Below are 14,683 nucleotides of genomic sequence, written 5' to 3'. Positions count from 1 at the left end.
ATGCCAATAGACAAAAAAGATGTTGAACTGGTAGCACAGGAGCTACAAAACCGATTTAACGAATTTAAAGAAAAAAATGATAAACGTATTGAGGCTATTGAAGCGCAGAAGGGTAAGCTATCGGAAAATGTTGAAACACTGAATGCTAAACTCAGTGAACTCGATGCGTTAAAATCCTCGCTTGAAGAAGAATTAGTGGCGTTAAAACGTCCTGAGGCAGTGAGAAGCAACCAGAGTATAAATGATCATAAATTGGCTTTTTCGCTGTTCATCCGCAAAGGTAAAGAAGAGGGACTCGCTGAACTTGAAAAAAAAGCCATGCAGACGACCACAGACCCTGACGGGGGGTATGCAGTACCTGAGGAATTAGACCGCAATATCATCAAGGCGTTGGGGGATGAAATTGTGATGCGCCAGGAATGTCAGGTATTAACGGTTGGTACCCCCGATTATAAAAAGTTAATTAATAAAGGCGGAACGACAAGTGGTTGGGTCGGTGAAACGGATAAGCGTCCGGAGACATCGACATCGAAATTAGGGGTTATTGAACCTGTCTGGGGTGAAATTTATGGTAATCCCGCTGCTACCCAAAGAATGCTTGATGACAGTTTTTTTAATGTTGAACAATTTATCGTGTCAGAGTTGACGCAGGAGTTTGCTCAACAGGAAGAACAGGCATTTACATCCGGTGATGGTCAAAAAAAACCGAAAGGATTGTTAGCCTATGGGAGCGATGAAAAAGCGGATATGGAACGTGAATGGGGAACGCTGCAACACCTGATGCTTAAAAAACCATCAGAAATTACCGCTGATGAAATCATGCAACTCATTTATACCTTGCGTAAACCTTATCGTACTAATGCCCGGTTTATGATGAATAATAAGACATTATTTCAGGTAAGAACATTAAAAGATTCACAAGGTAATTATTTGTGGCAACCTGGTTTGCAGTTAGGACAACCCTCCGCTTTATTGGGTTACGGTATTGCGGAAAATGAACAGTTTGCGGATTTAGGTGCGGGCAATGTTCCGGTTGCTTTTGGTAATTTTAAACGTTGCTATACCATTTTAGATCGTATTGGTGTCAGGGTATTGAGAGATCCCTATACCAATAAACCGTTTGTTCATTTTTATACGACAAAAAGAGTAGGTTCTATGTTAGTGGATAGTAATGCGATTAAATTATTGAAGGGCAAAGCCAGTGGAGCAGGTGGTTAATTTAAGAGGGGCAATATGCCCCTTTTGCAAAAGTTGAGGTTTGGCATGTTACCTACGCTTGATGATTTACATCTTCAGTGTCGTATTGATACGGATGAGGAAGATGCGCTTTTATTGATGTACCTTGCTGCTGCCAAAGAAAAAGCAGAAAACTACCTTAACCGTTCATTATCTGATTCAGAGAAAAATACGCAAAACGCAACCCAATTAGTGATAACGCCGTTGATTAAACAGGCATTGATATTGGCGGTAGGCTTTTGGTATGACACGCGGGAGTTAAAAAGAATTCCCCCTGGATTTTACGAAATTTTAAACGATTATAGGATATACCCGATGAGAGGGAAGGATGTTAGCCGCCGAACTTAATAAACGCATTACCTTGTATCGGCCTATCACAAAATATCGTCCTTTGGGCGATCCGTATACTGAAATGGAAGCGGTTAACACCGTTTGGGCGCATGCGGAGTCGATATCTAATCGGAAAATTCGCACGGCTGATCAAGAACAGGTCATTGAAACCTTACGTTTTACGTTAAGGCCCCGAAACGATATTGATATTGATTGGCTGGTTGAATATCGGCAACGTCGCTTTACCGTCAGAGCATTAGATCGTAATCAACCTGATCGACTCATTATTACCACAGAAGCAAATATCCGCCATGATAGAAAATGATATTAAAAAAGACTTAAGCCGTATTACGGGATTAGATGCTTTCCCCCTTCAACTTCCTTCAAAACAGCTTGAAGGGGTCATTTATCAGCGTATCAGTGATCCGAAAGTATTTACGGGGTTAGCAAAAACAACGCTCGTACAGGCGCGATATCAGATAACAGTTCAGTTACTCAATGATTATGAAAAAGCCCTCTGGCTAAGCGAAAAAATCAAGGAGGAATGGGGAAAAATTGAACACGGTTATCTGGGTGACTATCCGGTACAACATGTTGAACGCGGTAACTTAATTCAGGACAGGGAAGAACTGACAGAAAACCGAACCTGCTATCGGATCACGCGTGATTTCATACTGACCTATGCCGAGGATGCAAAATGAGAAATCGAGTAGAAGTGAAAGGCTTAAGTGAGCTTGAAGATGCATTAAAAAAATTAGGCGATCAAATTGCGGTTAAGGTTTTACGAAAAGCAGGGAGTGAAGCAATGAGACCCGTGCTCGCCGATATGAAAGCCCATGCGGGTTTTGATGTAGGCAATCTAGGTGAGCATATGCGCGAGAGTATCAAAATACGGACAACAGATAAAATGAAGGATAGCCACACTCAAACTGTGATGACCGTTAGAGTGGGGCCTTCAAAAAAACACATGATGAAAGCGCGCGCGCAAGAGTTTGGCACAGTTAAACAGATAGCACGACCTTTCATTCGACCCGCATTGGATTATCACCGTGAATTTATCCTTAATACCTTAGCCTCAGAAATTCGCGCCAGCATTGAAAAACATCGTTAACGAATAGGAGTTATTATGTCTGAAAACAAAACCTCGCCAGAATATGCTACGCTCCCCGCAGGCGCAGTGGTTAAATTTGGTAAAGTAGGGGATGCAGTGACTGCAATGAAACTTCTGGATACCTGTAGAGCAATAGGCGCAACAGGATTAACAGGAAGCTTTATAGACTGCACAACGCTTATAGATCGGAACAAGCAGTTTATAGCTGATTTGCCTGAAGGCCCTGAGAAATCGCTCGGATTTATTGATGATCCCGAAAATGAAAATTTTACGGCATTTTTAAATGCGGCACAAAATAGAGAAACCGTCCAACTTTATATTGAGCTACCCAACAAACGGACAGCCACGATGATCTTGGCCCTGTCAGGCTGGGAGATGAATGAGATTAGTGCGCCAGCCAGTGAAGTCATTCAAATTACGGTGAAAGGCAAACAGAATAATCTCACCTGGGGAACAGTACCCCCCCCAAAGCCTTAACCGCCGATACGACGAAATTTACGGCGGATAATACCAAGAGGAAAGTAAACTGATGATAGAAATCAAAAAAATCAATATTGGCACAAAACCGGATGATGGAACGGGTGACACCTTACGTGATGCTTTTAGTAAAACCAATGACAACTTTGAAGCACTTAATACGTTACCCAAAAAAGGAGATAAGGGCGATAAAGGCGATAAAGGCGAACCGGGTAAGGATTTGTCATCAGAACTTGATGCGCTCACTAAACGTGTCAAAGCACTAGAAGAAAAAGGATAAGGTAAATAGCATGTCATCACTTAAAGCACGCTTATTGGCACCGGATAGTTATGTTGAAAAACACGCTATTTTTGATGTTGATGTTTATCTGCGCCGCTTAACCATTGCTGAGCTTGATACGTATGAGCAAGCGTTAAAACAGGCGCAAGACAGCGGCTCTAACACACAGGCAAGTATTGCGGGAGCAAACCTGATTTTAAAAACACTTTGCGATAAAGCAGGGAAACCCTTACCCACTGAAGAATTGCCTACCGCAGAGGAGTTAATCGCTACCAAATCCACGCAATCATTAATTGAAGCCCTCAAATTTGTTCAGCAATTTAGCTGTGGCAGTCTGGATGGTGCTAAAAAAAACTAACCGACTCCGCTCGCTTACGCTTTCTTTTTCAACTTGCGGATAGATGGGGTGAACCTGACCCGCGCAAAATCGCAGCTTTACCGAACGAAATACTGACGCACTGGCAAGCGTTTTTTCTGCTGGAAAGTGAACTCAAAGGCGCAGATATTACGGAAAATGAAGTCATTGCACATAATGATGTTAATCAACAATGTAATAACGTTATGAGGATATTAAATGGCTGATGTCGCCAGTCTGGCTGTAGCATTGCATTTAAATGCCGCCAGCTTCAAAGCGCAGCTAACGGATGCGTACAGTACCGCCGCGAATGAATCACGCAAATTCACCCGTCAGGTTGAAACTGGCTCCAATGCAAGTGCTCGCGCCATTAACCAAATGGCCACACAAGCAAAGCGTTCTAGCGGTCAAGCGGCACAAGGTTTTGGGCAACTTCACCATGTGTTAACTGAGCTGGTTTCTGGCAGCAATGTAGCTGCCAGTACGATTTCAAACGCGTTGGTGCCCGCTTTTGAACGATTGTTTGGCTCAGCGCATGGCACGACTTTCGATACTCAACGGCAGATGGCGAAAGACGCTGCACAAAGTGCGGTAGATTATGCACAGTCTACGATTGAGGCTGCCAAAGCAGATGCCACCCGTGCGCAGCAGGGATTAAAAACCGCGCAAGCCATGAAAGCACAGGCTATCGCGCAGCGTGAACAGGCGTTGGCTTCTGATGAATACCTTGAGAAGATGCGCGCGGTCAACGCCCAAAATGGACTGAATACGGCTGAAATTGAAAAGGCATATGCGGCGCAAAATGCGGCAAACGCCAGAACGATCGCCGAAGCAAATCTGGCTGAAGTCAGCGCAAATCAAAAAGCCGCCGCCGCTTCTGCGCAATTAACGACAGCGCAAGCAGCGGAAACGACGGGCACGCGACAATTAGCTTTAGCCAAGCAGCAACTTGCCGCTGCAAACACTGAGTTATCCACTTTGCAGCGCGTAACCGGAGGAATAACGGGCGCTTTCAGTAACCTTATTAATCTGATGGGTGGGCCGCTCAATGTTGGCTTGATGGCAACCGCAGGGTCAGTATTTTATTTGTATTCGCAGTTTAAGGAAGCGGAAGAAAGGCAGAAGTCTTTTTATGCAGCCCTTCAAAAAGGCGGATTATTTTTATCGACAACAACGGTTGAATTGAATCTGTTAGCAGATCGACTAGGCGGGACAGCCGAAGCCTATAAAGCGGTGACTTCTGCCGCAAGTGCAGGGTTTAGCGGTAAGCTACTGGAAGACGTGGCGGAGTTTGGGGCTCAACTTGAGGAGTCGGGCGGTAGCGTCGATATGTTGGTCAGCAAGCTATCGGCAATCGGTGACCAACCGTTAAAAGCCTTGCGAAATTACGCGGCTGAGGGTGTGGTATTAACGCAATCGATTTACGAGCAAATTGCTGCCTTGGAAAGACGGGGACAAATTGAAGAAGCCAAAGCGCTTGCAAGAAATGCCTACGAAAAACAGAATCAGGAAAATACTAAAGAAAGCGAGCGCTTAACGCAGGCGCATAAAAGATCACTCGATGATCTGAGCGGCAGTTTTAACGTGTTAATGGCGGCATCAACGCAAAGTCTGACACTGTATAATCAGGTGTTGCAAAAAGAAAAGGACAAGGAAAATGCGATTTATGCTAGGCAACTGGAAGAACGCAAAGCACAAATTAAAACTGAAAGTCAGCTCGCCATTCATACCATCGAAACCGCTGCACAAATTAATGCGGCCATTAATGCGGGTAAAGATCCGCTGAAAGAAAGAGCCAGAATACAGCAGGAAATCAACCAACGCTATAAAGCCGGTAGTTTAACATTAAATGAATATGCGCAGGCGCTGAAAGGACTCGACAAACTGTACGCATCCCCGCAAAAAACGTCCGGTGAAACCCTTGATGCAGGGCGTCAGCGAATTGAGCAACTGCAACAACAAACGGCGACCTTACAAGCGCAATTAATGGAAAATGAAAAGCTCCTCGATTCAGAACGTAAGTTGGCAGTCTTTGAGCAAGAACTCACTCGATTAAAGGGCAAACGCTGAATGCATCACAGAAGAGTGTGTTAGCGCATGCGGATGAAATTCGTACGCAGTTGCAAATCAATGCCGGATTAGAGCGTGAATTACAGTGAAAGAACTAAGAAAACGATTTGATGATCAGAACTTTGAAATCACAAAAGTACAACCGCAAAGTTACGACAGGATGCCCAAAATGAAATTCTGCAAATGACGATGCCCAAAGTGGATTATGACTTGATGCTTGAAGAACAACGCGTCAGGGATGACTTTCGATAATCGCGATATCATTTAGATAAGGAATTTCAGATAAGACCTCACAACTTTATGCAGAACGGACGCAGTTTTAGCGCAAGAAGAACAAAACAAATTGAGATAGTGAGAGCTGCTGCATTAAGTAAGGCGAAGGTGGCGCAAGATGGGGAAAGGCGTAGCCAAAGGCTGGCAGGATTTTGGTGCGGAAACAGAAAACGTGTTTGATAACATGCGTAATATCACTAAAAACGCTTTCGATGGTATGTCAAATACACTGGCTGACTTTGTGACCACAGGTAAATTTAACTTTTCTGATTTTGCGCAATCGGTGGTCAATGATATTACCCGCATGATTGTTAAAATGATGATATTTAAAGCGTTGGAATCAAGCTTAGGTGGTTCTGGTCTGGGTAATTTTCTTGGCATAAGAGCCAATGCACTGGGCGGTGTTTATCGTTCGTCAGGGTTAAGTGCCTATAGTAATACCGTTGTGGATTCGCCGACGTTATTCCCATTTGCCAAAGGAATCGGGTTAATGGGTGAAGCAGGGCCTGAAGCCATTATGCCGTTAACTCGAGGGCGTGATGGTTCGCTAGGTGTCAAAGCAGTCGGTGGCTCATCAGAGACCCAAGGTAATACACTATCCATATTCATCAGGTTATCAATGTGACCGGTAATGGCGATAAAGTCATTGGAGAAATAACCCAACGCGCAGCAAAACAGGGAGCAGATGATGCGATCGCACGCATTCAGCGAGATTTTGCGACTAATGGACGTATACGGAAACTTTTAGGGAGTTAACTGATGGCATCGGTTATTGAATGGCCAAAAGAGGTTGTGCCTTCATCAATGAATTGGCAACTAGTTAGTAATAGTAAAACCTTTGTTTCAACTTTTACCGGCAGCGCACAAACGGTCAGATATCCAGGTAGCCGCTGGCGGTGTAGCTGACATTTAATAACCTGTCTGAGACTAAGTCGCGTGAACTTGAAGCATTGACTGCTGAACTTGACGGCGAAAGTGGTCGGGTTAAAATTAGTCACTGGATACGACAAGGATTGGTGGAAAGAGGTGTTCCAGCAATTCGTACCGCAAACCAAACCGGCAGGATATTGCTTACCCGAGGCTGGAAAAAAAATTTAATTGTCATCAGAAAAGGGGATTATTTAACGATTGGCGATGAGCTGAAAATAGTTACGGATAATGTCTTCAGTGATACTAACGGTAATGCGTCAATTCCCATTTCACCGATGCTGCGATATGCGCCAAAAGTTAATGATAAATTAGAAACCCTGTCACCGTTTGGCATTTTTAAACTGACGACTAATGATCAGGGTAGTTTTCAGTATCGTCCAGGCGTGTTTACTCATGTTACTTTGGAGTTTGAGGAGGCGCTTTACTGATGTTATACCATCCTTTTCTAACAACATGGTTAAAGCGATTAATGACGGATATGAATTAGTCATGGCTGCAAGATTAGATTTTAAGTCAGGGTAGCTAGAAATCATACCGGTGTTGGCAATATCATTATTGCGGGTGAAGTTTACGAGGGTGTTGGAAAATTCGGTGCAGTTGAAAATGTAAAGAGGAAAATACAACCAGTCCACAGCAATTAATATTATCCCTTTCTGGCTTTGACTCGATGCTGGTCGGTGATGTGATGAATGAACGCAGTCGCGGCAGAAATGTTCGTTTAATGTTGATTGCCATCAATCTGGAAGGAAAGCCTGCGATTGCTGAAGTGATTTTGCCGGACAGATTTCGCATATTGGCGTTTCGAGCGGTGAAGAAAATGCAGTAGCGGTGACCGTATCCAATCGTTTTGAACGTTGGTCGATGGGGCTACCGGACAGATTCACGGATGAGTCATGGCGCAAACGGAAAAGTGACGACCGTATCTTCAGATATGTGGCGCAAATGGCTGAGCGGGCGATTTATTGGGGTGGTAAAAGGATTCACCGGGGTTTGTTTATAAGTAAATAATTTCAAATATATCTATTTTGAAATAGATTTTAAATGTAATACGAATAAACTTATATGATAATTTGCGATACGCAATGCAAATTATGTTGCTTTGTTTTAATCATTTATTTTTAGTAATAGCAGGAAAAAAATGAAAAAAATATTATTGATATCATCGATAGCTTCTATTCTTACATTTATCGCATTTAGCGCTAATGCGGAAGGAAATAATACCCTATCAATGGGTTATGCGCAAAGTAACATTAAGGTCAGTGTTGGTGATGTAAATTTTGACCTTAATGATAGTGCAAAAGGTTTCAATATTAAAGCCCGTCATGAGTTCAATGATAACTGGGGTGTGATGGGTTCATTTGCTTATACGCATAAAGGTTATTATTTTTCTGATTATTCAACCGTCGATATCGATTACTACTCACTCAGTGTCGGGCCCGCTTATCGTTTTAATGAATATATGAGTGCGTATGGCTTAATTGGTATTGCACATGGTAAAGCGAAAGTAAAAACATTTAATGATAGCGAAAGTGGTTCTGAAAGCAGATTAGTTGGTGGTGTTGGTTTGCAATTTAATCCAGTGGAAAATATTGCCATTGATGCCTCTTATGAATACACCAGATTCGGTGATTTTAAAGTCGGCACCTGGATGCTTGGTGCAGGTTTCCGGTTCTAAATTTTAATTGATATCAAAATGCGACATAAAAATTGGGTAACCAGATTACCTCAAACTTTAAGGGCGGCGATGAGTCGCCCTTTTTCATGGGGTGAGCATGACTGCTGTTTATTTACGGCTGACTGCGTAATCGCTATTTGTGACTTTGATCCGTGTTCATCCGTTCGGGGGCGTTATAACAGCAAAGCGAGTGCATTTCGGCTATTGAAAAATGAATTTGGCACACTTCAGTATTTCTGGGGGCGGTTTTTCAATGTGCTCCAGGATGGGGAAGCAGGACGGGGGGACATTGTGATGTTTGATGGTGATGAGGGGTTGACCATGGGAGTCATTTGGGCGGGTAAAATCTGGGCAGTTACTGACCATGGCGCAAGACCGGTTGATAAAAAAATCGTGATGGCATGGAGGGTGACGTAATGCCAGGCAGCGTTGGAAACTCGATTACCGGTATTATTGGTGCCGGATTAATGATAGCGGGTGTAATTGCTACCGGTGGATTGGGATTGGGGTTAATTGCGGCGGGTCTTGCCGTTCAAACGGCGGGATCATTGTTGTTCCAACAAAAGCCGCCTGATCCTGCGCGCGATCAAGCCGAACGTAAGCAAATATTACGTTCGGCGTCCGCATCAGAAGTTGTCATCATGGGTAAAACAGTCTGTTCAGGATTACTCTTTTTTGCTGAAACTAAAAAAGTTAAAATTCCAGTTATAGGCGGAATAAATTACATACTCTATATGGCCATTGCACTGGCCGGACATAAAATCAGTCGTGTTGGTCGCATCTGGTTTAATGATGATCTGATAGATTCTTTTGGTAAAGCGGCTGAGTACGAACTGCATAACGACAGGAAAGATGCCGATCCTTATTTACTCAGAGAGGCGCCTAGCTGGAAAAAGGATATGATTGGCAGGGGGCTGGCATGGTTAAGATTTACCCTTTACCATGATGATGAGAAGTACCCACAAGGTATCCCTAATATAAAAGTTGAAATTTGGGGCAAAGAGATTTTTGATCCAAGAACCCATAAAACGACATGGAGCAATAATGGGGCACTGGTTATTCTTGATTACTATCGTAGTTACTTAAAGGTACCGGATACCGATATTGATTTTTCGGCGTTTAAAGTAGCGGCTGACTTGTGTGATGAATCGACTAAAACGGCGGATGGTACTGAACCCCGCTATACCCTGAACGGTGCTTATGATTTATCCGAGTCACCCGCCTCAGTGCTAGATAATATGCACAAATGCATTGCGGCAGAACCCACTTATATCGCGGGTAAGCACGGCATTTTAATGCAGTCTTATAACGGACCGGCTACTTTGCGTATTGAAGCCAACCAAATCATTGATACCGTCAATATTACCCCTGAATTGTCCCTGCGCGAAGCGACTAATGCGATATACGGTACGTTTATTGATGCTGAGCAACAATATATCAAAACAGATTTCCCGCCGGTGATTGTACAGGAGTGGGTTGATGAAGACGGGCTGGAAATTAAAGAAAATATCGATTATCGCTTTGTCACCAGTCCTTATCAGGCACAGCGTTTAGCCAATCTTTATTTACGCAAAAAGCGCGCGGGTCGCAGGGTTCAGCTTACCATGAATCTGGATGGTTATGCTTATCGGCCTGGTGATGTTGTTTTGCTTAACTTACCCAGTCTTGGTATTAAGGATGCTGAATTTCGTATAGCAGAGTGGAAATTTCACCCGCAAGAGGGCGTAGAAATTCTGTTAGAGGAAGACGGTGCTTATATTTACGAAGATATTATCGGTAAACCTTCTAAAGCCCCGCCGTTTACTGAATTACCCATAGGGGGAGTCGCCCCACCTATAAATCTGGCTTTTGTGCCAACGACGATTGGCGATGTTGTACAGGGTTATTTGAGCTGGGAAAACACCGCAGCAGATGTTCGGTATAACACCGTTAATGTTATTGAAAATGGTCAGGTCATACAGACAATTCAGGTTCCAGGAGAGCGGGTTGATATTGCAGGGCTACCGAGAGGCACTTACCGTGCTGAAGTCAGATCAGTTGACGCGGCTGGCGCAATTTCTCAGCCTACTATTCTTGATTTTGCGATTGAAGCGCCGCCCTCCCCTGTTAGCGTGTCTGTTACTCCGGGTATGTCTTCATTAACGGTCGTGCCGACAATTGCCGATTCAGCGGCCTATGGCAGTAACTTTGAATTCTGGTTTAGCGACAAAAAACTGAAAGATAAGTCTGAGAATGAAGTTATCACGAATGCAAAGAAAATCGGCCAGGGCCAACGTTGGACACAGGAAAATCTTAAAGTTGGTCATGAATATTTTTTCTATATTCGCACGATAAACAGTTACGGTAAATCGGCGTTTGTTGAAGCATCAGGTTTTCCAAATAGCGTAGCGAGCGATATTCTTGATGAAATAGACAAAAAAATTAACGATACGGAAGCCATTAAACAGCTAAAGAAAGGAATAGATAGCAGCACAGAGGCCATACTGGAAAACGCGAAGGGACTCAACGGCAATACGCAGTACTTCATGCGTCAAAACGGCAAGATGAAGGCGAAAATCGTCAGGGTTGACAATTATGTGGTAACCGAGACTAAAGCCTTAGCCGAGTCTATCCATCAAGTCAGAGCGACAGCGGATAAGTCATGGGCAGCCGCTCAGAATTCGCTACAAGCTAAGTATGACATGAAAAAAGGCGAGGCTTCTGCAACTTTCACTAACTTGGTTAAGATTGTTTATGATGGCGTTTCTTACGATGCAGGAATGGTGATAGGTGCGGAATTAAAAAACGAAAAAGTAACCACTGTGATGGGGTTTAATGCGCAACAATTTGCTTTTTATAATCCTAGCAACGGGAAAATGGATTTATTTATGTATCTGCAAGACGGACAGGTTTTTATTAATGAAGCGTTCATTAATGAAGCTTGGCTCAATAGCGTTGTCGTTATCGACAAAATACAATCCAAAAACTACCTACCTGAAAAATCTGGATTCATCCTTGATGCTAAAAACAATCGCTTTGAGATGAACTCGAATAGTAAAGATAGTCGATTTACCTTTGATGGCACCGGATTACGTCTTTATGACGAAAAGGGGCGGGTTAGAATAGAAATTGCGTTGGAGTGATAAGATGCTAATCCCCAAATTTAATATTTATCATGATGGCGGAGAAATAGATAATATTCTTCAATCATTCGGCTTTGTTATCCATTCAGAAGAAGTTGATTTTAAAAAAAACAGCTTTCAATTCGATCAGCGTTTTCTTAAAGGTGGCAGAAAAATAGTTGCGGTTCCTCGCATTGATATTGCCCATACCGGTAATCAATATCCCGCAATTGAGAACGTCCATATATATGGAAATATCGTTAGCTGGAATTATACGAATTTTGTATTGGATGTGCAACGATACCTATCATTCATGTTTTAAACTGATTTAACGTTAATTTATGAAACCGGTAATAAAAGTAAATGGTGCAGAACTTGGGATTTTCACTTCCGTCACTTATGTCTTGGAAAGATTAATCGATTGTTCCAGGGAAGGTACGCCAGATCAAAATGTGCAAGAGTTCAAAAACTTAAGATATAGCGTAAATCAAACAAACATTTTGAATAGCTATTTGGTATTTCATCGTAATGCGAGGAGGGAGGGTGAAAATTCAACCTATACGGAGGCAATCAAGCAAGGAAATGTATTTGCTATCCGCGCGCACAATACGACAAATGTTTATATTTATAGACCCCAACTACCTAATGACAGCAATGACAAAGGTTTTTTGAAAATTCACAACGAAAAAAAGGAATTATTTTATTCGTCCAGTCATCTACCCTTAAAAATAGATGATATCGTTTTCGGCCCATTTCCAAAACCAGGCTATTTCGGTCAAATGACTTTAGTCTATATTACTGCCGTTTATGAGCCTGATAATCAAGCATTGGCATTCGTTAATGGTTATAGTGTTTCAAAAGATGGCATTATCGCAATCACAGAATGGACCGGTCCTAGTTTTGGCTGTAAAGGTTGGGGGTACAATAATAACTTTGGTGCGGTGATGGCTTATGCGCCTGACGCTTATCCAAGATGGAAGTAACCAATTCATAGAGATCGTTTAATTGCGATTTTCTATATCAAAATTTCAGGAAAAAACATGATTTATAAAGATGGCACCGTAACTGTCGTGTCAGGCTCTTCTATTGTCAAAGGCACAGGCACAAAATGGAACAGTAATAATCCGTTAGTATCACCTGGCATGTTAATGCTGATTAAAAACGGCGATATTAACTATCCTTACATGATATTAACAGTTAACAGTGATACGGAATTAGTCCTTGCTGAAGAAGCAACATTTTCAGCTACCGACACAACGTACACCATTAATCTCACTGAGCCAAATAATAATAGTGATGCGGCAAGAGCACTGGTTGCAGCTAACACTTATATCCTTTACTTCCTGCAAAACATGGATACCTGGATGGGGGACAACGGTGTCGTTGAAATCACGTTGCCGAGTGGTAAAACAGTTAAATTAGAGTCTATTAATGCGCTACAAGAACTTATTGAAAAAATAAGCAAAAATATTGGAAATAAATTTGACAAAAATAGTGTTTTGCAAGAGACAGGTACTGCAACTGACAAAGTGATAAGCCAAAAAGCCTGTGACGAGTTCTATGCCAAGAAAGATTCCTGGGAAAAATTCACTGCTGGGCAGATAAATATAAAGAGTAACGGTAATTATACCAGCTTGACCCTTATCAAAGGTGATGGGAATAAACTGTTACTCGAAACTGCCCCTGGCGATGCCTATTTCGTGTATAGAGATGCTAAAAATAACAATAAAGCCGTTGTCACTATTCCATCAAATAAAAATGGCACACTGGCTTTAACTAATAATCCTACAGATATAACCGCACCTAAATTAGTAGTTAAGTCTCCTAGTACTCATGGATATATAGAATTAATCGCAGCTAATGGTAATACTTTGCGAATAGGTTCTAATAATAATGGACAGCTTCTCTTTTTGGCGGAAAACAGTATCCATTTAAGGAAAACAGAAAAGCAAGCAATGAAAATAACACAACGGTTGATGGTAATGGTTTTATCAAAAAAGCCTCACCGATTATTAAAATTTATCCTGATGGGCATTTTGAAACAAATGATAATCAGAAGGCGCGATTGTTCAACGACTCGATACAGGAAAATATTTGATTTCCAGAGTATTGGGCTATAACTCAGACGGTGCATGGGGTGTGAATGGAGGTGTTTCAGTACCTAAAGATATTAATGGATTAGAACTTATTTATATCAAAGATAAAATTTTATCTGATGGTAATATTGAAATTCAGACTTTTCACCGACAACACCCCATTTACCAGAAGATTTTCAGAACTGGCGGATTAAAGAGATTATAGATAAAAGTCCAACTTACTATACCGATGGTGAGCCATGTGATATTCCCGCATCCACATGGCTAGATGTGAGGGTAGAGATGCCCGTTGATTCAATCTGGAATCAACATCAAGCGCAAAACGAATAGCCCCATCACAGGGCATCCTATTAGCAGCGTTGAGGGAAGTTGTTAAACTTAGTTTGTTGTTATCGCTACCAGTGCAAAAATAATCCATCCAGAGTAAAAATGGCAGTTTTAGGGTACTGCTGATGATTACGTTGGAGATCAAAGTAGAGATTTCGGTTTTACATCGCTAGGAATGTCTAAACGTTCGATTAAGCGATGGCTGCAAAAAAACTAGTTTTACTACGTTGATAAAGCAATTTTAGGAAACAGTCCTTATAAATGCATTATTTTTCCCCCGTATTAGGCAGATCAATATAATATCCCATTAATTCAGAGACATAAGAATAGCAAATTAAATAGATTGGTAGCAACAGACCAACTCTCCTTTATTGCGTCACAACAACCCACCCTTCCTACAATTCACCAACTGCTCATTGTCA

Annotated in this window: 17 protein-coding genes and 3 pseudogenes; all 20 read left to right on the top strand. The window is 42.2% G+C overall.

Going from position 1 to position 14,683, the window contains the following annotated elements:
- The 20 genes and pseudogenes from ArsFIN_RS13325 to ArsFIN_RS29150 all read left to right on the top strand — a co-directional run bounded on the left by ArsFIN_RS13325 (nucleotide 1) and on the right by ArsFIN_RS29150 (nucleotide 14,264).
- Nucleotides 1-1,218, top strand: a complete 1,218-nt coding sequence (locus tag ArsFIN_RS13325; RefSeq protein ID WP_135677830.1) for a phage major capsid protein — start codon at nucleotides 1-3, stop codon at nucleotides 1,216-1,218.
- Between the two features lie 15 nt (nucleotides 1,219-1,233).
- Nucleotides 1,234-1,584 carry a head-tail connector protein gene (locus ArsFIN_RS13320; protein WP_246067222.1) on the top strand — a complete coding sequence of 117 codons (351 nt, stop codon included), beginning with the start codon at nucleotides 1,234-1,236 and terminating at the stop codon, nucleotides 1,582-1,584.
- The gene (locus tag ArsFIN_RS13315; RefSeq protein WP_135677804.1) at nucleotides 1,565-1,891 is read left to right on the top strand and encodes a phage head closure protein; all 327 of its coding nucleotides are present in this window, start codon (nucleotides 1,565-1,567) and stop codon (nucleotides 1,889-1,891) included. The genes ArsFIN_RS13320 and ArsFIN_RS13315 overlap by 20 nt, the downstream gene beginning before the upstream one ends.
- On the top strand, nucleotides 1,878-2,267 hold the full coding sequence (locus ArsFIN_RS13310; RefSeq protein WP_135677803.1) for a hypothetical protein: 390 nt from the start codon (nucleotides 1,878-1,880) through the stop codon (nucleotides 2,265-2,267). The genes ArsFIN_RS13315 and ArsFIN_RS13310 overlap by 14 nt, the downstream gene beginning before the upstream one ends.
- On the top strand, nucleotides 2,264-2,677 hold the full coding sequence (locus tag ArsFIN_RS13305) for an HK97-gp10 family putative phage morphogenesis protein (RefSeq protein ID WP_026824079.1): 414 nt from the start codon (nucleotides 2,264-2,266) through the stop codon (nucleotides 2,675-2,677). The genes ArsFIN_RS13310 and ArsFIN_RS13305 overlap by 4 nt, the downstream gene beginning before the upstream one ends.
- Before the next feature lie 15 nt (nucleotides 2,678-2,692).
- Entirely contained in the window at nucleotides 2,693-3,154 is a 462-nt protein-coding gene (locus ArsFIN_RS13300) for a major tail shaft subunit (RefSeq protein ID WP_026824080.1), read from the top strand.
- A gap of 52 nt (nucleotides 3,155-3,206) precedes the next feature.
- Complete coding sequence (locus tag ArsFIN_RS13295; protein ID WP_026824081.1) at nucleotides 3,207-3,434, top strand: hypothetical protein; 228 nt, start codon at nucleotides 3,207-3,209, stop codon at nucleotides 3,432-3,434.
- 10 nt (nucleotides 3,435-3,444) lie between these two features.
- Nucleotides 3,445-3,792, top strand: coding sequence for a hypothetical protein (locus tag ArsFIN_RS13290; protein WP_026824082.1), 348 nt, complete (start codon nucleotides 3,445-3,447; stop codon nucleotides 3,790-3,792).
- A gap of 216 nt (nucleotides 3,793-4,008) precedes the next feature.
- Nucleotides 4,009-5,948: pseudogene (locus ArsFIN_RS13285) on the top strand (phage tail length tape measure family protein).
- A gap of 302 nt (nucleotides 5,949-6,250) precedes the next feature.
- Nucleotides 6,251-6,695, top strand: a pseudogene (locus tag ArsFIN_RS13280) (phage tail tape measure protein); the annotation flags it as partial.
- Nucleotides 6,696-6,753: 58 nt separating this feature from the next.
- Complete coding sequence (locus ArsFIN_RS28245; RefSeq protein ID WP_276489386.1) at nucleotides 6,754-6,888, top strand: hypothetical protein; 135 nt, start codon at nucleotides 6,754-6,756, stop codon at nucleotides 6,886-6,888.
- A gap of 3 nt (nucleotides 6,889-6,891) precedes the next feature.
- Nucleotides 6,892-7,038, top strand: a complete 147-nt coding sequence (locus ArsFIN_RS27555) for a hypothetical protein (RefSeq protein WP_246067235.1) — start codon at nucleotides 6,892-6,894, stop codon at nucleotides 7,036-7,038.
- Nucleotides 7,039-7,082: 44 nt separating this feature from the next.
- A complete protein-coding gene (locus tag ArsFIN_RS13275) occupies nucleotides 7,083-7,490 on the top strand; it encodes a hypothetical protein (RefSeq protein ID WP_246067234.1) in 408 nt (135 codons plus the stop codon).
- A 257-nt stretch (nucleotides 7,491-7,747) separates the two neighbouring features.
- Nucleotides 7,748-7,888, top strand: a complete 141-nt coding sequence (locus ArsFIN_RS27550; protein ID WP_246067233.1) for a hypothetical protein — start codon at nucleotides 7,748-7,750, stop codon at nucleotides 7,886-7,888.
- A gap of 312 nt (nucleotides 7,889-8,200) precedes the next feature.
- Nucleotides 8,201-8,737 carry an Ail/Lom family outer membrane beta-barrel protein gene (locus ArsFIN_RS13265; RefSeq protein WP_135677590.1) on the top strand — a complete coding sequence of 179 codons (537 nt, stop codon included), beginning with the start codon at nucleotides 8,201-8,203 and terminating at the stop codon, nucleotides 8,735-8,737.
- Between the two features lie 69 nt (nucleotides 8,738-8,806).
- Nucleotides 8,807-9,154, top strand: a complete 348-nt coding sequence (locus tag ArsFIN_RS13260) for a DUF6950 family protein (protein ID WP_246067232.1) — start codon at nucleotides 8,807-8,809, stop codon at nucleotides 9,152-9,154.
- Complete coding sequence (locus ArsFIN_RS13255; protein ID WP_246067231.1) at nucleotides 9,139-11,859, top strand: phage tail tip protein J-related protein; 2,721 nt, start codon at nucleotides 9,139-9,141, stop codon at nucleotides 11,857-11,859. Before ArsFIN_RS13260 ends, ArsFIN_RS13255 begins: the two co-directional genes overlap by 16 nt.
- A 4-nt stretch (nucleotides 11,860-11,863) precedes the next feature.
- Nucleotides 11,864-12,160 carry a hypothetical protein gene (locus ArsFIN_RS13250; protein WP_135677826.1) on the top strand — a complete coding sequence of 99 codons (297 nt, stop codon included), beginning with the start codon at nucleotides 11,864-11,866 and terminating at the stop codon, nucleotides 12,158-12,160.
- 19 nt (nucleotides 12,161-12,179) lie between these two features.
- The gene (locus ArsFIN_RS13245; RefSeq protein ID WP_135677825.1) at nucleotides 12,180-12,821 is read left to right on the top strand and encodes a hypothetical protein; all 642 of its coding nucleotides are present in this window, start codon (nucleotides 12,180-12,182) and stop codon (nucleotides 12,819-12,821) included.
- A gap of 1,007 nt (nucleotides 12,822-13,828) precedes the next feature.
- Nucleotides 13,829-14,264 (top strand): annotated as a pseudogene (locus ArsFIN_RS29150) (phage tail fiber protein).
- Nucleotides 14,265-14,683: the final 419 nt, after the last annotated feature.

Source organism: Arsenophonus nasoniae (assembly GCF_004768525.1).
Taxonomy (GTDB): domain Bacteria; phylum Pseudomonadota; class Gammaproteobacteria; order Enterobacterales; family Enterobacteriaceae; genus Arsenophonus; species Arsenophonus nasoniae.
The sequence above is the reverse complement of the archived record's forward strand: the minus strand, read 5'-3'. Positions and strand labels throughout refer to the sequence as shown.